The organism is Methylibium sp. (assembly GCF_031393925.1).
Classification (GTDB): Bacteria; Pseudomonadota; Gammaproteobacteria; order Burkholderiales; family Burkholderiaceae_C; genus Methylibium.
In genome coordinates this window covers 1-16319 of record NZ_JANMWL010000129.1, presented here as the reverse complement: position 1 = coordinate 16319, position 16319 = coordinate 1, and the positions used below count along the sequence as shown (strand labels likewise).

At 68.9% G+C, this 16319-nt stretch carries 16 protein-coding genes; 9 read left to right on the top strand and 7 right to left on the bottom strand.

All coding sequences use genetic code 11. The features are described from left to right. The 6 genes from RMO12_RS07640 to RMO12_RS07615 all read right to left on the bottom strand — a co-directional run. Window positions 1-539, bottom strand: a 539-nt coding sequence (locus RMO12_RS07640) for a beta-ketoacyl synthase N-terminal-like domain-containing protein (protein WP_309638828.1), incomplete at its 3' end; no start/stop codon positions are given. A 76-nt stretch (window positions 540-615) separates the two neighbouring features. After that, window positions 616-1455, bottom strand: a complete 840-nt coding sequence (gene panC, locus RMO12_RS07635; protein ID WP_309638827.1) for a pantoate--beta-alanine ligase — start codon at window positions 1453-1455, stop codon at window positions 616-618. 156 nt (window positions 1456-1611) lie between these two features. After that, a complete protein-coding gene (panB, locus tag RMO12_RS07630; protein WP_309624923.1) occupies window positions 1612-2451 on the bottom strand; it encodes a 3-methyl-2-oxobutanoate hydroxymethyltransferase in 840 nt (279 codons plus the stop codon). Between the two features lie 70 nt (window positions 2452-2521). Then, window positions 2522-3361 carry a ScpA family protein gene (locus RMO12_RS07625; protein WP_309638829.1) on the bottom strand — a complete coding sequence of 280 codons (840 nt, stop codon included), beginning with the start codon at window positions 3359-3361 and terminating at the stop codon, window positions 2522-2524. Between the two features lie 80 nt (window positions 3362-3441). Beyond that, window positions 3442-3642, bottom strand: a complete 201-nt coding sequence (locus RMO12_RS07620; RefSeq protein WP_309624924.1) for a DUF3460 family protein — start codon at window positions 3640-3642, stop codon at window positions 3442-3444. A gap of 61 nt (window positions 3643-3703) precedes the next feature. Beyond that, window positions 3704-4393 carry a hypothetical protein gene (locus RMO12_RS07615; protein ID WP_309624925.1) on the bottom strand — a complete coding sequence of 230 codons (690 nt, stop codon included), beginning with the start codon at window positions 4391-4393 and terminating at the stop codon, window positions 3704-3706. 106 nt (window positions 4394-4499) lie between these two features. Between RMO12_RS07615 and RMO12_RS07610 the strand changes: the two genes are divergently transcribed. Continuing rightward, window positions 4500-6101, top strand: a complete 1602-nt coding sequence (locus RMO12_RS07610) for a CHAD domain-containing protein (protein WP_309638826.1) — start codon at window positions 4500-4502, stop codon at window positions 6099-6101. A gap of 13 nt (window positions 6102-6114) precedes the next feature. Here RMO12_RS07610 and metG read toward each other — a convergent pair whose 3' ends face one another. Beyond that, the gene (gene metG / locus RMO12_RS07605; protein ID WP_309638825.1) at window positions 6115-8226 is read right to left on the bottom strand and encodes a methionine--tRNA ligase; all 2112 of its coding nucleotides are present in this window, start codon (window positions 8224-8226) and stop codon (window positions 6115-6117) included. A 188-nt stretch (window positions 8227-8414) separates the two neighbouring features. Here metG and RMO12_RS07600 point away from each other — a divergent pair, with 188 nt between their 5' ends. The 8 genes from RMO12_RS07600 to RMO12_RS07565 all read left to right on the top strand — a co-directional run. Then, window positions 8415-10199 carry an ATP-binding protein gene (locus tag RMO12_RS07600; RefSeq protein ID WP_309638824.1) on the top strand — a complete coding sequence of 595 codons (1785 nt, stop codon included), beginning with the start codon at window positions 8415-8417 and terminating at the stop codon, window positions 10197-10199. Between the two features lie 73 nt (window positions 10200-10272). Beyond that, window positions 10273-11376 carry an iron-sulfur cluster carrier protein ApbC gene (gene apbC, locus RMO12_RS07595; protein ID WP_309624999.1) on the top strand — a complete coding sequence of 368 codons (1104 nt, stop codon included), beginning with the start codon at window positions 10273-10275 and terminating at the stop codon, window positions 11374-11376. A gap of 110 nt (window positions 11377-11486) precedes the next feature. Next, window positions 11487-11975 carry a DUF3305 domain-containing protein gene (locus tag RMO12_RS07590; protein ID WP_309638823.1) on the top strand — a complete coding sequence of 163 codons (489 nt, stop codon included), beginning with the start codon at window positions 11487-11489 and terminating at the stop codon, window positions 11973-11975. Continuing rightward, entirely contained in the window at window positions 11972-12622 is a 651-nt protein-coding gene (locus RMO12_RS07585; protein WP_309638822.1) for a DUF3306 domain-containing protein, read from the top strand. Before RMO12_RS07590 ends, RMO12_RS07585 begins: the two co-directional genes overlap by 4 nt. Next, complete coding sequence (locus RMO12_RS07580; protein WP_309624996.1) at window positions 12537-14693, top strand: 4Fe-4S dicluster domain-containing protein; 2157 nt, start codon at window positions 12537-12539, stop codon at window positions 14691-14693. Before RMO12_RS07585 ends, RMO12_RS07580 begins: the two co-directional genes overlap by 86 nt. Window positions 14694-14716: 23 nt before the next feature. Continuing rightward, entirely contained in the window at window positions 14717-15346 is a 630-nt protein-coding gene (locus RMO12_RS07575) for a molecular chaperone TorD family protein (protein WP_309638821.1), read from the top strand. Between the two features lie 144 nt (window positions 15347-15490). Then, on the top strand, window positions 15491-15718 hold the full coding sequence (locus RMO12_RS07570) for a formate dehydrogenase (RefSeq protein ID WP_309624395.1): 228 nt from the start codon (window positions 15491-15493) through the stop codon (window positions 15716-15718). A 14-nt stretch (window positions 15719-15732) separates the two neighbouring features. Beyond that, window positions 15733-16319, top strand: a 587-nt coding sequence (locus RMO12_RS07565) for a molybdopterin-dependent oxidoreductase (protein ID WP_309638820.1), incomplete at its 3' end; no start/stop codon positions are given.

The following is a 16319-nucleotide window of genomic DNA, read 5'->3' as shown; positions in this document are numbered from 1 at the left end:
AGCGCGTCCTGCTCCTCGCGCGTGATGCCCCACTTGGTACACAGGTTCTCGGCGGTGATGCCCATGTGGCCGACGCCGAACGGGTCGGTCAGGGTGGCGACCATGGTGTCGATGAGCTTGGTGTCGCCCATGCGCGCGCCGGTGCGCATGGCGGTCGACAGGTAGCCGCCGCGGCTCATCACTTCCACGCCACCGCCCACGCCGTAGTCGCAGTCGCCGAGCAGGATGTTTTGCGCCGTCGTCACGATGCCCTGCAGGCCCGACGAGCACAGCCGGTTGACCGACATCGCCACCGAATCCATCGGCAACCCGGCCTGGATGGCCGCCACGCGCGCCACGTAGGCAAAGCGGCTTTCGGTGGGAATGGTGTTGCCCACGGTCACGTAGTTGATCGACTTCGGGTCGACGCCGGAGCGCTTGACCGCTTCCTTCATCACCGTGCCGGCCAGCTCGGCCGGCTCGATGTCGGCGAGCGCACCGCCAAAGGTGCCGATCGCCGACCGGGCCGCGCCCAGAACCACCACATCACGCTTGCTCATGATCCGTCTCCTTAGTGCTGCATTGCCAGGGGTGAGAGTTGACCCGCGCGGGCTGGCATCGACCGTGCGCGTGCCGCTAGATTTCCAGGTTGTCGATCAACCGGGTGTTGCCGAGTTTCGCCGCAGCGAGCACCACCAGCGGCTCACCGACGGCGACTTGCTCGGCGCTCGGCGGCTGCAGGTCGGAGCGCCGACGCACCGCGACGTAGTCGGGCACCCAGCTTCGTTCGCGCAGGCTTTGCAGCGCTTGGGCTTCGAGGGCAGCCACGTCGCGCGCACCGTCCTTCAGCCGCGCCTGCACGCCGCGCAATGTCGACGCGAGCCGCGGAGCTTCGGCGCGCTCGGCCTGGCTCAGGTAGGCGTTGCGAGAACTCAGCGCCAGGCCGTCGTCGGCGCGCGCCGTCTCGCCCGCGACGACGTCGATCGGCAACTCGAACTGCCGCACCATGCGGCGCAGCACCAGCAGCTGCTGGTAGTCCTTCTTGCCAAACACGGCCAGCCGCGGCTGCACGCACTGGAACAGCTTCATCACCACCGTACACACGCCGGTGAAGAAGCCGGGCCGGAACTCGCCCTCGAGCGTGTCGGCCAACTCGGCCGGCGGCACCACCCTGAAGGTCTGCGGCTCCGGGTAGAGCGCGGTCTCGTCGGGCGCGAACACCAGGTTGCAACCGACGCTTTGCAGCCGTTCGCAGTCGCGCTCCAAGGTGCGCGGATAGCGTTCGAAGTCCTCGTGCGGCGCGAACTGCAGCCGGTTGACGAAGATGCTTGCCACCACCGGCCCGCCCTGCTCGCGCGCCAGCTTGGCCAGCGCGAGATGGCCCTCGTGCAGGTTGCCCATGGTCGGCACGAAGGCGGCGGGCTTGGCGCCGGCCAGTGCCTGGCGCAGCTCGGCGATGGTGCGGACGACGCGCATCGCGAAGACCTTCAGCGCTCGCCGGGCCGCCCCAGGAGCGCCGAGCGCCCCCGCGGCAGGCAGCGCACCTTGGAAATCTTGCTCTCTCCCCCCTCGCCCAAGGGGCGGCGAGCGATGCCGCAGGGGCCGGCGAACCGAGGCAGCGTCGCGACCATGTCAATAGCCGTGCAGCGCGTCGTTGGGGAAGCTGCCGTCCTTGACGGCCTGCACATAGGTGGCAACCGCGTCCTCGATCGACGCCGCGCCGGCCATGAAGTTGCGCACGAAGCGCGGCAGCTTGCCGCGTGTGACGCCCAGCATGTCGTGCAGCACCAGCACCTGCCCGGCGGTACCGGCGCCGGCACCGATGCCGATGGTCATGAGGCCCGGGTTGTCGCCCTGCACGTCGCGCGCCACGGCCGCAGGCATCAGTTCCAACACCATCATCGCCGCACCCGCCTCGGCCAGCGCCTTGGCGTGGCGGCGCAAGGTGGCGGCACCCGCCTCGTCCTTGCCCTGGATGCGGTAGCCGCCGAGCGCATGCACGCTCTGCGGCGTGAGGCCGAGGTGGGCGCACACCGGCACGCCGCGCTCGACCAGGAAATGCACCGTCTCGGGCGTCCAGCCGCCGCCTTCGAGCTTGACCATCTGCGCGCCGGCCGCCATCAAGGTGCCGGCATTGCGCAGCGCCTGCACCGGGTTCTCTTGGTAGCTGCCGAAGGGCATGTCGGCGATGAGGAAGGCGGTCTTGTTGCCGCGCGAGGTGCTGCGCGTGTGGTAGCCGATCTGCTCCATCGTCACCGACAGCGTGCTCGGCTGGCCCTTGAGCACCATGCCGAGCGAGTCGCCCACGAGGATGCAGTCCACGCCGGCTGCGTCCGCCAGCGCGGCGAAGCTGGCGTCGTAGGCGGTGATCATGGCGATCTTCTCGCCGCGCGCATGCATCTCGCGCAGCGTGTGCAAGGTGATGGGCTTGCGGCTTGCGCTCTGGTCGGCGGGTGAGGAATGGCTGCTCATCGCGGTCGTGTTGGCAGGCTGGGCGCGGATTCTAGGGCCAAGATCTCGCGGGCCTGCCCCCGCCGCCCGCTCACGACGGCTGCCAGGCCAGCCGCACGTACAGCGGCGCGAACGCCTCCGCCTGGGTGATCTCGATCAAGTGTTCGCGTGCCAGCTCGAGCATGGCGATGAAGGTCACCACCATCACCTGCGGGCCGCGATCGGCGTCGAACAGGTCTTCGAACATCGCGAAGCGCCGGCCCTGCAGCCTTCTGAGCACCTGGCTCATGTGCTCGCGCACCGACAGCTCCTCGCGGCGGATGGTGTGGTGTTGGGTGAGCTTGGCGCGCTTCTGGATGTCGAGCCAGGCGTCGCGCAGCTCGCTCGCGTCGACCTCGGGGTAGCTCGGCGTGAGCGACTGTTCCATATGCACCTGGCCGCGCAGGAAGTCGCGCCCGAGTTGCGGCAGGCGGTCCAGCCGTGCGGCGGCCAGTTTCATCTGCTCGTATTCGAGCAGGCGGCGCACCAGGGCCGCGCGCGGGTCTTCGGCTTCCTTGCCTTCTTCGCTGCGCCGGGGCGGCAGCAGCATGCGCGACTTGATCTCGATGAGCATCGCTGCCATCAGCAAGTACTCGGCCGCCAGTTCGAGGTTGCGCTTCCTGATCTGCTCCACGTAGGCGAGGTACTGGCGCGTCACATCCGCCATCGGGATATCGAGGATGTTGAAGTTCTGCCGGCGGATCAGGTAGAGCAGCAGGTCCAGCGGCCCCTCGAAGGTTTCGAGAAAAACCTCCAGCGCGTCGGGCGGTATGTACAGGTCGGTGGGCAGCGCGAACAGCGGCTCGCCGTAGAGGCGCGCCAGCGCGATCTGGTCCACCACCTCGGGCGACCCGGCCGCCCTGGCTCTGCGGTCGGTCTCGGCGACCGCGATCTCGGGGCGGCTCACGACAGGGAACGGGGCAACGAGCGGGGCACGACGCGGTTGCAGGGCGCAGCAGGGCGACGTGCCGCTCAGACCTTGGTCTGGTAAACGTAGGGCTGCTGCGGCACCTCGGCGTCGCGCTGGTCGGCCTGCACCTGGCGGTCCAGCGGGCGGTCCCACAGCAGGGCACGGCCGCGGCGCTGTTTTTCCTCGAGCTGGGGGTCGCGCGCCTTGAGCGCGTCGATCAGCTCGGTGATGTCGGAGCGATAGGGTTTCCAGAACAGCGGCATGGCGGGGCGGGGAGAGTGCAGCGAGGCATTTTAGGCGGGGTCGACTCCGAGCCCGTGAGGCTCAGACCGGCTCGATGCGCTGCACACCCTGAGCCCCTTCCAGAAAGTGCTGTGGCTGGCCGACCCACCACTTGGCCAGCTCGTCCAGGCGTGCAATGGTCACCTCCTGCGCGGCGAAGCTGGCCTTGATGGTGGCCAGACCGTCGAGGTTGCGGATGACGAACTGCAGCCGGCCCTCTTCGTGCAGCGGCAGCACGCGCACGCCGGCCGTCAGGTCGGCGGTGAATGCGTAGCGCTGCTCGATGAAGCGGCCGGTCCCGGCGTCGCGATGCGCCTCGCCCAGCGCGCGGATGCCCGCCTGCGCAAGTCGTGCCTCGAGCCGCTCGATCTCCGGCGGAAAGTCCTTGGCAATCTGCACCTTCTGGTTGGAGACCATCCGCGCCGACAGCACGATGTGCTCGACCAGATCGCGCTCCACCAGCGGGCCCAGCCGCACGCGCTTCTTGCGCAGGTCGGCCACGAAGTCGGTGAAGACCAGCCCTTCGAGCACGGCTCGCGGGTCGATCATGTAGCGCGCCGCGGCCGTCGGACGCAGCACCTCGAGTTGGCGGCCCAGGTCGTCGAGATAGCGCCACACCGTCTGGCAGGCCTCTTCGACCTGCGCGCAGTGGCGCTCGATCACCGCCAGGTCGCCGCGCAGCTGCGCTTCGCGCGCCTTCGCCTGCTGCTTGAGGTCGTCGAGAAAGCTCATGTTTGACAGGCGTGTGGGCGGTTGCGGGGCAGTATCGCGCAGCGCCCCGGCCGTTCGCAAAGCAAAGCGCAAGGCCTGCGCAAAGTGGCGTGACATCATCTTGGCGATGAGTGAAGTCGAACTCAAATTGCAGCTGCCCAGCGGTGCCACGGCACGCGTCGAGCGCGAACTCGGCGACGCCCCGCGCCGCACGCGCATGCAGGGTCTCTACTTCGACACCCCCGATCGGCGCCTGGCGGCTGCCGGCCTGGCGCTACGGCTGCGCAAGGAGGGCCGGCGCTGGGTGCAGACGCTCAAGGGCGGCGCAGCGCACGACATCGAGCGCGCCGAGCACAACGTCGTCGTGGCGGCGTCGCCCGGCGCAGCGCCGCAGCTCGACGTGGCGCGCCATGCCGGCACGCCGGGCGGTGAGGCGCTGGCCGCGGCGCTCGGCGCGGACGGGGCGAGTGCGCTGGTGGCCCGCTACCGCACCGACATCAGCCGTCGCGTTCGCGTCTTGCGCGCGCGGCGCGGCTGCGTCGAGCTGGCGCTCGACCTCGGTTTCATCGCCGCGCGGCCGGCGGGCGTCGTCGACGCGGCCAATGCCTCTTCCAACGCGGCCGATGCCGTCGAGCGCCGCTGGCCGGTGTGTGAGCTCGAGGTCGAGCTGCAAGGTGGCTCGCCGCTGGCCGTCACCGAAGTGGCGCGCCGCTTGGCCGTGCGCCACGACCTGTGGCTCGACACGCGCAGCAAGGCCGAGCGCGGCGACCGACTCGCGCGCGGCCTTGCCGCCGACTCTGCGGTGCCGGCCGTTAAGGCGCAGGCGCTGAAGTTGCGCAAGGGCATGCAAGCAAGCGAGGCTTGGCAAGCCGTGTTGCGCAACACCTTGGCGCATGCCCTGCCCAACTGGAGCGAAGTGGCCGGCGGGCATGCCGCACCCGAGGCGCTGCACCAGCTGCGCGTGGCCCTGCGCCGGCTGCGCTCGGGTCAGCGGCTGTTCGAACCCTGGACGCACCTGGCCGCGATGATGCCGAGCGAGCCGGTGGCAGCGTTGTTTCGCGCCCTGGGCACGCAGCGCGATCAAGACGCGCTCGCGGCGGGACTGCAAGCCGACATCGACGCCGCGCTGGCGGCGCTCGGCGAAGCGCCGCTCTCACTGTCGGCGCTGCCCGAAGTGCCGCCGTGGAGCGACCGCGAGCGGGCCACGCACGGCCTCGTCTTCTTCGACCTGATCGGCGCGTCGATGGCGCCGTGCGTGTCTGCACCCGACCTTGCGCGCGACGCTGTGCCCGATAACGCGCCCGACAACGTGCCCGACAACACGACCGTTGCCGATCCGGCACTGTCGGCCGGCATCGGCGAACGCCTGCAGCATTGGCACGCGCAGATGCGGCGCGATGCCAAGCGCTTTGCCGCGCTCGACGACCCGGCCCGCCACCGCCTGCGCAAGCGCCTCAAGCGCCTGCGCTACGCCATCGAATTCAGCGCCGGCTTGTTCCCCAAGCGCGCCGTCGCGCGTTACCTGGAGCGGCTGAGCGTGGCGCAGGAGCGGCTGGGCGAATTTGCCGATCTCGGTGTGGCCCAGCGCGCCTACCGCGCGCTCGTGGCCGACGAGCCGCGCGCCTGGTTCGCCATCGGCTGGCTGGCCGAGCACCGCACGACGGTGCTGCGCGACTGCGCCGATGCGCTCGGGCGTTTGCGCCAGGTCAAGCCGTTCTGGGCGGACTGACCCGCGTTGCCATTTAGCGCACGCGCAAACCCGCCACCGCGCCGGGCGTGGGCTCGAGCAGGAACAGGCCCGGATGCGACTTCTCGTCGGCATGCGAGGCGGCCAGCACCATGCCTTCGCTCAGACCGAACTTCATTTTGCGCGGCGCGAGGTTGGCCACCATCACGGTGAACTTACCGATCAGCTCGGCGGGTTTGAAAGCCGACTGGATGCCGCTGAAAACGGTGCGCGGCTCGGCCTCGCCCACGTCGAGCGTGAGACGCAACAGCTTGGTGCTGCCGTCGACCAGCGCCGCATCGACGATCTTCGCCAGGCGCAGGTCGATCTTGGCGAAGTCGCCGATGTTGATGACGGGCGCCAGTGCCTCGCCGCCCGGCGTCGCACCCGCCGCGCCACTGGCTCCCCCTGACACCGCGCCGCCGTTGGCTCCCTCTCCCGGCACGGAAGAGGGCTGGGGTGAGGGCGGCTCGAACAGTGCATCAAGCTGCTTCGTGTCCACGCGCTGCATCAAGTGGCTGTAGTTGCCAATGGCGTGCGCGCCGAGCCGTCGCGACGCGTCGTCAAAGACCAGGGGCCCGATGTTCAGAAAGGCCTCCACCTGCTGCGCCAGCACCGGCAACACCGGCTTCAAGTAGACGGTGAGCAAGCGGAAGGCTTCGACGCAGGTGCTGCAAACGTCCTGCAGCCGCGCGTGCTCGCCGGGTTGCTTGGCGAGCTCCCACGGTTTGTTGGCATCGACGTAGGCGTTCACCCGGTCGGCCAGCGACATGGTTTCGCGCAGCGCCTTGCCGTATTCGCGTTCGTCGTAGAGCCGCGCGATGTCGGTGCGCGCCGCCTGCAGCGTCTCGAGCAGCGCGCTGCCATCGGCGCCCAGCGTGCTGGCCAGCCGGCCGTCGAAGCGCTTGGCGATAAACCCCGCCGCCCGGCTCGCGATGTTGATGTACTTGCCGATGAGGTCGCTGTTGACCCGCGCCATGAAGTCGTCCGGGTTGAAGTCGATGTCCTCGACCTTGCCGTTCAACTTGGCGGCGATGTAATAGCGCAGCCATTGCGCATTCATGCCGAGCTCGAGGTAGCGCAGCGGCGAGATGCCGGTGCCGCGGCTCTTGCTCATCTTTTCGCCGCTGACGGTGATGAAGCCGTGGACGAACACGCGGTCGGGCGTCTTGCGGCCGCTGAACTTCAGCATGGCCGGCCAGAACAGGGTGTGGAAGTAGGTGATGTCCTTGCCGATGAAGTGAACCTGCTCGGTCGGCCCGGCAGGGTCGACCAGGGCGTCGAAGTCCAGGCCCGCCTTGACGCAATACGCCTTCAGTGAGGCCAGGTAGCCGATCGGCGCGTCGAGCCAGACGTAGAAGTACTTGCCCGGCGCGTCGGGGATCTCGATGCCGAAGTAGGGCGCGTCGCGCGAGATGTCCCAGTCGGCAAGGCCCCCGTGGCCGTGCTCGTCGACGGTGAACCATTCCTTGATCTTGTTGAGCACCTCGGGCTGCAGCCGCCCCGGCTCGTGCGTCCATTCCTTCAAGAAGTCGATGCAGCGCGAAGACGAGAGCTGAAAGAAGTGGTGCTCGCTGGTCTTCAAGACCGGCGTGGCGCCGGTGAGCGTGGAGGTGGGGTGCTTCAGCTCGGTGGGCGCATAGACCGCGCCGCACACTTCGCAGGCGTCGCCGTACTGGTCCTTCGCGCCGCACTTGGGGCATTCGCCCTGGATGTAGCGGTCGGGCAGGAACATGGCCTTGACCGGGTCGAAAAACTGCTCGATCGGCCGAATGAAGACGAGGCCGGCCTTGCGCAATGCGCGGTAGATGTCCTTGGCGAGTTCGTGGTTCTCGGGCTCGTCGGTCGAATGCCAGTGATCGAAGCCGATGTGAAAGCCGTCGAGGTATTGCTGGCGGCCCGCGGCGATGTCGGCGACGAACTGCTGCGGCGTCTTGCCGGCTTTCTCGGCCGCGATCATGATCGGCGCGCCGTGCGCGTCGTCAGCACCCACGAAGTGAACGGTGTGCCCCTGCATGCGCTGGAAGCGCACCCAGATGTCGGCCTGGATGTATTCCATGATGTGGCCGATGTGAAACGGCCCGTTGGCGTAGGGCAGGGCGGTGGTGACGAACAGCTGGCGGGGCATGTCGGGGCGGTGTCATTCGGCCTCGGTCAAGGCCACGCGGGATTGTAGGTGGCGCCCCTCGATAATCGTGCCCCGCGTCCCGACGCACACCCACCATGAACATGGCCCGCGCTTTGCGATTCGATGACGACAACTGCGCCGCCCTGCGCGGCTCGGCGGCGCGCTGCGGCGTCGCTGCGGGCCACTGAATGGCCGGCCCGGCGCATCGGCACTGGCGCTTCCCGCTCGCCTTCGGCGCGCTGACCTTGTGCCTGTTCTATCTGCTGTTTTCCAGCTGGCGCGCCTACGACGAGCTGCTCGTGGCGCAGCGCGAGCGGCTGCACAGCGAACAGGTGCTGTCGGCGCTCGCCGCTCTGACCGGCGAAGTGGTGCCCGACGGCTCACGCGCGCTGTGTGCGATGGGCGGCACGCCGATCGGCGACAGCGTGCTCGCGCCGATGGACTGGCGCGGCTCGATGGCGGCCTTGCGCGGCCTGCTGGCCGGCAGCCGCGAACAATACGAACGCCTGCTGGCGCTCAACACGGCGCTGGTCGAATGGCAGGCGCTCTACGTCGTGCCGCTCGAGCGTGCCTGCGCCACGCAAGAAAAGCTCGGCAGCGCCTACGTGCAGTCGCTGGCGCGCGTGGCGCAGCCCACGCGCATGCGCATCTCTGGCCTGATCGAGACCTTGCGCGGCGCCGAGGTGGCGTTGCGCGCGCGGCGCGAGACGCACGTGGAGTCGGTGCAGCAAGGCGCCGGCAAGCTGTTTGCGCTGGTGACGCTGTCTTCGGTGGTGCTCGGTATCGTGGCGGTGCTCACGGTGCATAACTTCACCAACCAACTGGCGTACTCGAACCGTCGGCTGCGCCGCGAGTCGACCGAGCGCGGCATCGCGCAGGAACAGCTGCAGGATTCGCAGCGCCGCCTGCGCATGGTGCTCGAGCACATTCCCGACGCGGTGATCGCATTCGACGCGAGCGGGCGTGTCCAGTGGCTCAACCCGGCCGGCGAGTTGATGTTCGGACGCTCCCGCCAGGCCGTCAGCGGCCATCCGATTGCGCTGCTGATCCCGGCGCTGATCGACGAGCTGGACTGGCCGGTGACGCGGCCCCAGGCCGAGCTGGATGGCAGCTCGCCGCTGCCCTGGACTGCGCGGCGCGCCAGCATGCAGGGCGTGCGCCCGGGAGGCGCCGAATTTCCGATCGAGACGGCGCTGGTGCAAACGCGTGTGGAGGGAGATCGCATCGGTGTGTGCGTCTGCCGCGACATGAGCGAGACCGAAAGCACCGAGCGCATGCAGCGCGAGTTTGTCTCCATGCTCACCCAGGAGTTGCGCGCGCCGCTGGCCGGCATTCGCAGTTCGCTCGCGGTGCTGACGGGCGGCAACGCGGGTGCGCTCGATGCCGCGACCCTAAGGCTGGTGAGGCTGGCGCGCGACCATGGCGAGCGAGCCGCAGTGCTGGTCAGCGACCTGCAGGAGTTCGAGCGTCTGCGCACCGGCACGGCGCCACTGCGCATCGAAGCGATCGACCTGGCCGAGCGCGTGCGCGCCGCGGTCGAGGCCTCTGAGGCGACGGCCGAGCGCAAGCGCGTCAACCTGCTCGCGCAAACCGGCCCGGGCAGGGTAACGGTGCGCGCCGACTCGTCCTACATCGACCTGGTGCTGGCGCGCCTGCTGGCCAGCGCGCTGGCGGCAACGCCTGCGGGCGCCGAGGTGCGCATCTTTGTCGTCACGGGCAACGGCGAGGCGCGCGTGCGCATCATCGACAGTGGCGTCGGCGTGCCGCCCGAGCGTGCCGCGCGCCTGTTCGAACCCTTTGCGCTGCGCGGCGACGCCGAGCGGGGCTGGCTCGGCGACAGCGGCGTGGGACTGGCGATCTGTCGCGCGGCGATGCAGCACATGGGCGGGGCGGTCGGCCTCGAGACGGCGGCGCGTCCGGGAGAGGGCGCGGCGTTCTGGATTTCCCTGCCCCTGCGAGCGGCTCCGGCGTGAGGGAGAGGGCGGTCCGTGAGCACATGCTCCGCTAAACTCTCAGGCTGTCCCGCACTGCACGCATAGGTCCTTCATGTCCGTCTCCCTGCCCCTGTCAGAAGGCCCGCTTCTAGACGCGCTCAAGCGCGTCGTCGATCCCAACACCGGCCGCGATTTCGTGTCCGGCAAACAGCTCAAGAACCTGCGCGTCGAAGGCGGCGACGTGGCCTTCGACATCGAGCTGGGCTATCCGGCCAAGAGCCAGATCGCGCTGTTGCGCAAGGCGCTCATCGCCGCGGCGCGCAGCGTGGGCGGGGTCGAGAACGTCAGCGTCAACATCGCCACCAAGGTGGTTTCGCATGCGGTGCAACGCGGCGTGCAATTGCTGCCGGGCGTGAAGAACATCATCGCTGTCGCCTCCGGCAAGGGCGGCGTGGGCAAGAGCACGACGGCGGTCAACCTGGCGCTCGCGCTGGCCGCCGAAGGCGCCTCGGTCGGCATCCTCGACGCCGACATCTACGGCCCCAGCCAGCCGATGATGCTGGGCATCGAAGGCCGCCCGGAAAGCGCCGACGGCCAGAGCATGGAGCCGATGGAAAACTACGGCGTGCAGGTCATGTCGATCGGCTTCCTGGTCGAGGCCGACAGCCCGATGATCTGGCGCGGCCCGATGGCCACCCAGGCGCTCGAGCAGATGCTCAAGCAGACCAACTGGCGCGCACTCGACTACCTCATCGTCGACATGCCGCCCGGCACCGGCGACATCCAGCTCACGCTGTCCCAGCGCGTGCCGCTGACCGGCGCGGTGATCGTCACGACGCCGCAAGACATCGCCCTGCTCGACGCGAAAAAGGGCCTGAAGATGTTCGAGAAGGTCGGCGTGCCGATCCTCGGCGTGGTCGAGAACATGGCCGTTCACGTGTGCTCGAACTGCGGCCACACCGAGCACATCTTCGGCGCCGACGGCGGCCAGAGGATGAGCACCGAGTACGGCGTCGACTATCTGGGCGGCCTGCCGCTGTCGATGTCGATCCGCGAACAGGCCGACGCCGGCCGGCCCACGGTGGTGAGCGACCCGGACGGCGAGATCGCCGGCATCTACAAGACCGTGGCGCGCAAGATCGCCGTCAAGATCGCCGAGAAGGCCAAGGACTACTCGGCCAAGTTCCCGACCATCTCGATCTCCAAGAACACCTGAGGCCGTGACATGAGCGCGCCGGGTCGCCAAGGGTCACGAAGGGGCCCTGTCGTGCCCTCCCGCGAATGCTCCCGCTCGGCGGGACCGCGCGCAGCGCGAAGGGTGCGCCCATGAGCACCGTCGATCGCCCGGCGCTGGAAGTCGCGGTGGTCATCGAGCGCGAAGCCCGGCCCAACCGCTGGCAGGACTGGCGCTTTCGCATCACCGAGGTGCTGCTCCATGAGGCTGCCTACGGCAGCGAACCGCGCCTGCTGCGCGACGACGGCAAGTTCGCGCGCTGGCTCCATCCGGGCTTTCGCCTGGAGCTGTTTCGCGACGAATGCGAGGGCTACCACCTCAACCTCACGTCGGGCGCTCCGGTGTGGTTTGTCATGTGGCGCATCGACGATGAAGATCCGTCGCGGGCCGCGCCGGTGATCGTGAGCGTCTCCTACACCGAGGCAGGGCGCTGGCTCGACGCGCAGGAGCGTATCGACAACGTGCCGCTGCCCGCCGACATCGCTGCCTGGCTGCAGGCTTGGACCGACGAGCATTACCGGCCCGAGCCCAAAGAGCGCAAGCGCCCGGCCTCCTTCCAGCGACCCCAGGACCGGCGATGAGCGAGGAGAACTTCTTCTCGCGCTGGTCGCGGCGCAAGCAGCAAGGCGGCGCCGAGGCCCTTGTGCCCGCCGAGGCGGCACCCTTGCCCGTCGCGGTGCCGGCGAGCCCCCGGGCTGCCGGCGCGACCTTGCCCGCCGCCGTGCCGGCCGCAATCGAGACCCTGCCCGAGCACGGCGATGTGCCCGCCGAGCCGGCTGCGGTGCCGCTGCCCACGCTCGACGATGTCGCTGCACTGGCGCCGGGCGACGAGGTTTCGCGCTTCGTCGCGCGTGGCGTCGACGAAACCGTCAAGCGCGCGGCCCTGAAGAAGCTCTTCGCCGACCCGCACTTCAACGTGATGGACGGCCTGGACACCTACATCGACGACTACAGCATCTTCGAACCCATCCCCGCGGCGATGCTGCGGCAGATGAACCAGTCCAAGTTCCTCGGTCTGTTCGACGACGAGGAAGTGGAACAGGCGGCCGCTCTCGAGCAGGCCGCCGCCCCCCTGTCCCTTGAAGCCCCAGCCCAGGACGCAGACCCGGCCGCCATGGCCGAAGCCGTGCCCCATGCCTCCGATGAAGACCCTGATCTGCAACTGCAACCAGACGATGCCGCTCGACGGCCCGGCGCTGAAGACGGCGCTCGGCCCGAGCGCGTCTGAGGGCCTCGAGTTCGTCCACACGCTGCTGTGCCGCCGCGAGGCCGGCGCATTCCAGCGCGCGGCCAAGTCGGGCGACGACCTGCTCGTCGCCTGCACGCAGGAGCAGCGCCTGTTTCTCGACCTCAACACCGAGACCGAGGGTGCGCCGAGCGTTGCGGAGCGGCCGATCCGCTTCGTCAACATCCGCGAAACCGGCGGCTGGTCGAAGGACGCGAAGAGCGCCACACCCAAGATCGCCGCGCTGATCGCCGCCGCGCAACTGCCCGAGTCCGACCCGGTGCCGCGCGTGAGCTACCGCTCGGCGGGCCGCTGTCTGATCATCGGCTCGGCCGACGCCGCCCAGCAGGCCGCGCAGATGCTGCACGACAAGCTCGACGTGTCGCTGCTGCTCGACGCCGTGGGCGGCACGCTGGCGCAGCTGCGCATGCTGCCGCAGCACAGCGGCCGGGTGACGCGCCTGACGGGCTGGCTGGGTGCCTTCGATGTGGCCTGGGAGTCGACCAACCCGATCGACCTCGACCTGTGTACACGCTGCAATGCCTGCATTGCGGTCTGCCCCGAGAACGCCATCGACTTCAGCTACCAGATCGATCTCGCGCGCTGCAAGAGCCACCGCGAATGCGTGAAGGCGTGCGACGCCGCCGGTGCCATCGACTTCGAGCGCGCCCCCACCGAAACGAGCGAGCGCTTCGACCTCGTGCTCGACCTGGGCGCTTCGCCGCTCCTTGAATTGCACCAACCGCCGCAGGGCTATTTTCATGCGGCCAACCCGGCGCAGGTGATCGAGGCGGTGCTGAAGCTGCGCGAGCTGGTGGGCGAGTTCGAGAAGCCCAAGTTCTTCAACTACAAGCACAAGCTCTGTGCCCACAGCCGCAACGAGCGCGAAGGCTGCACCGCGTGCATCGACGTCTGCTCCGCCCAGGCCATCACCAGCCGGCGCACCGAGAACGGGCCCGACAAGGGCGGCATTGCCGTCAACCCCAACCTGTGCGTGGGCTGCGGCGCCTGCACCACGGTCTGCCCGAGCGGCGCGCTGACCTATGCGACACCCACGCCCGCTCACCAGGGCCAGCGCCTGCGCACCTTGCTCTCCACCTACCGCAAGGCCGGCGGCCCGAAGTCGGCGGGAGAGGCCGCATTGCTGCTGCACAGCCAGGGCGCCGGCGCGCAGCTGATCGACGCGCTCGGGCGTGCCGCGCGCATTGACAAATCGGTGCGTGGCGTGCCGGCGCGGGTGCTGCCGGTGGACTTGTGGCACACCGCCTCGGTGGGGCTCGATCTGTGGCTCGCGGCGATTGCGCACGGCGCCTCGCAGGTGTGGGTGCTGATGACCGACGAGGAAGCACCGGCCTACCGCGAGGCGGTCGCGGCCCAGCTGGCGGTCGGCCAGGCGATCCTCACCGGACTGGGTTATGCCGGCCAGCACCTGCGGCTCATCGAAGCGCGCGACGTGGCCGCGCTCGACGCCGCCTTGCGCGACCCGGCGCTCGCGGCGCCGGCCCAGGTGGTGGCGCATGCGGCCGGCTTTGCGGTGCAGGCCGACAAGCGCGCCACGCTCGAGCTGGCGATCGACCACCTGCTGGCAGAGGCGCCCTTGCGGCCGGCTGGCGAGGTGATCGCATTGCCGGCCGCGTCGCCGTTCGGCAGCCTGGCCATCGATACGTCGCGCTGCACGATGTGCCTGAGCTGCGTCGGCGCCTGTCCCGAAAGTGCGCTGGGCGACAACCCCGAGCGACCGCAGCTCAAGTTCACCGAGAAGAACTGCGTGCAATGCGGCCTGTGCGTCGTGACCTGTCCGGAAAACGCCCTCGCGCTCGAGCCGCGCCTGTGGCTGGCCGACACCGGCAAGGCGCGCAAGCTTCCACGCGTGTTGCACGAGATGCAGCCCTGGGCCTGCGTCAAGTGTGGCAAGCCCTTCGGCACGCAAAAGGCGATCGAAGTCATGCTCGGCAAGCTGGTCGGTCACTCCATGTTTCAGGGCGCGGCGCTCGAGCGGCTCAAGATGTGCGGCGACTGCCGCGTCATCGACCTCCACACCAACCCGAATGAAGTGCGGATCACCGATCTCTGAATGACCGCACGGGAAACTCGTCCATGAAGCCCCAGCCCCTGCAGTTCAGCAGCCCGCCCGACGACCGCGAGGAACTGGCCCGTGCCGAGATCTACGGCCTGCTGGCGCAGCTCTTCATGGTGGCGCCCGCGCCGGAGTTCTACGAGCAACTGCGCGTCGCGCCGACCGAGGCGCCGACGCGCGGCGGCCTGCTCGAAGCGTCATTCGGCGAACTCGTCGCGAGCGCACGGCGCCTGTCGCGGGAGGCGGTGGCCAGCGAGTACGACGCGCTGTTCCAGGGCATAGGCAAGCCGGAGATTTTTCTCTATGGCTCCTTTCACCTGGCCGGTACGGTCAACGACAAGCCGCTGGTGCAGTTGCGCCACGACCTGCGCGCGCTCGGTCTCGAGCGTGCCGACGGTCATGGCGAGACCGAGGACCACCTGGCCAGCCTGTGCGAGGTGATGCGCTACCTGATTGCCGGCGACGACCCGGTGCTCGGTTCGCTGGTGGCGCAGCAGCGTTTTCATGCCGCGCACCTTGGTGACTGGGTCTCGCGCTTGTGCGAGCAGGTCGCCGCTCACCCGCAGGCTGATTTCTATCGCACCGTCGCCTTGTTTGCGCGCGATTTCTTTGCCGTCGAGCAGCAGGCGTTCGATCTGCTGGACGGCTAGCGTGTCACGTGCTGCCTCACCAGTTTCCGCGCTGCGCCGCGACTGCAGTGCATCCCCCATTGACGAGCTGCCAAGTGCGAGCTTGAATTAAGAGATATGCAAGGTAGTGCAAACGTTTTGTTGCCCGTCGTTGGAGGTCCCCCGATGAAATCCGCCAAATCCCCTGCCGCGCCGGCCGTGCCGCGTCGCGGCCTGTTGATCGGCGCCGGCATTGCCGGTGCGGCCGCCCTCGTGGCGAGCAAACTGGCCGGTGTCAACGCAGCGGCCGCCGACACGGCGGGCGCCACCGGCGGCGCGGCCAAGCCGCAGGGCGCGGCCGGCTACCGGCTCACCGCGCATGTCCAGCGCTACTACCAAACCACCAAAGTCTGAGCCCCGGAGGCCGTATGTTGCTCACGCGCAAGTCGCCTGATGCGGGCCTCGGCTCGCCCGTTTCTTACCTGGTGTCGAGTTTGTCGCGCGGCGTTTCGCGCGTCATTCCGACCATGGACCGGCGCTCGTTCCTGCGCCGCTCGGGCCTGGGCGTCGGTGCCGGCCTGGCGGCCGGCCAGCTGACGCTGGTCAGGAAAGCCCGGGCCGCCGACGCGCCCAAGACCGAGGGACAGGCCGGCAAGGTCGAGGTCAAGCGCACCGTGTGCGGCCACTGTTCGGTGGGCTGCGCGGTCGACGCGGTGGTGGAAAACGGCGTCTGGGTGCGCCAGGAACCGGTGTTCGACTCGCCCATCAATCTTGGCGCGCACTGCGCCAAGGGCGCTGCGCTGCGCGAGCACGGCCACGGCGAGTACCGCCTCAAGTACCCGATGAAGTTGGTGGGTGGCAAGTACGTGCGCATCGGCTGGGACCAGGCGCTCGACGAAATCAGCGCCAAGATGCTCGAGCTCAAGAAGCAGAGCGGCCCCGATTCGGTGTTCATCGTGGGCTCCTCCAAGCACAACAACGAGCAGGCCTATCTGCTGCGCAAGTGGGTCAGCAT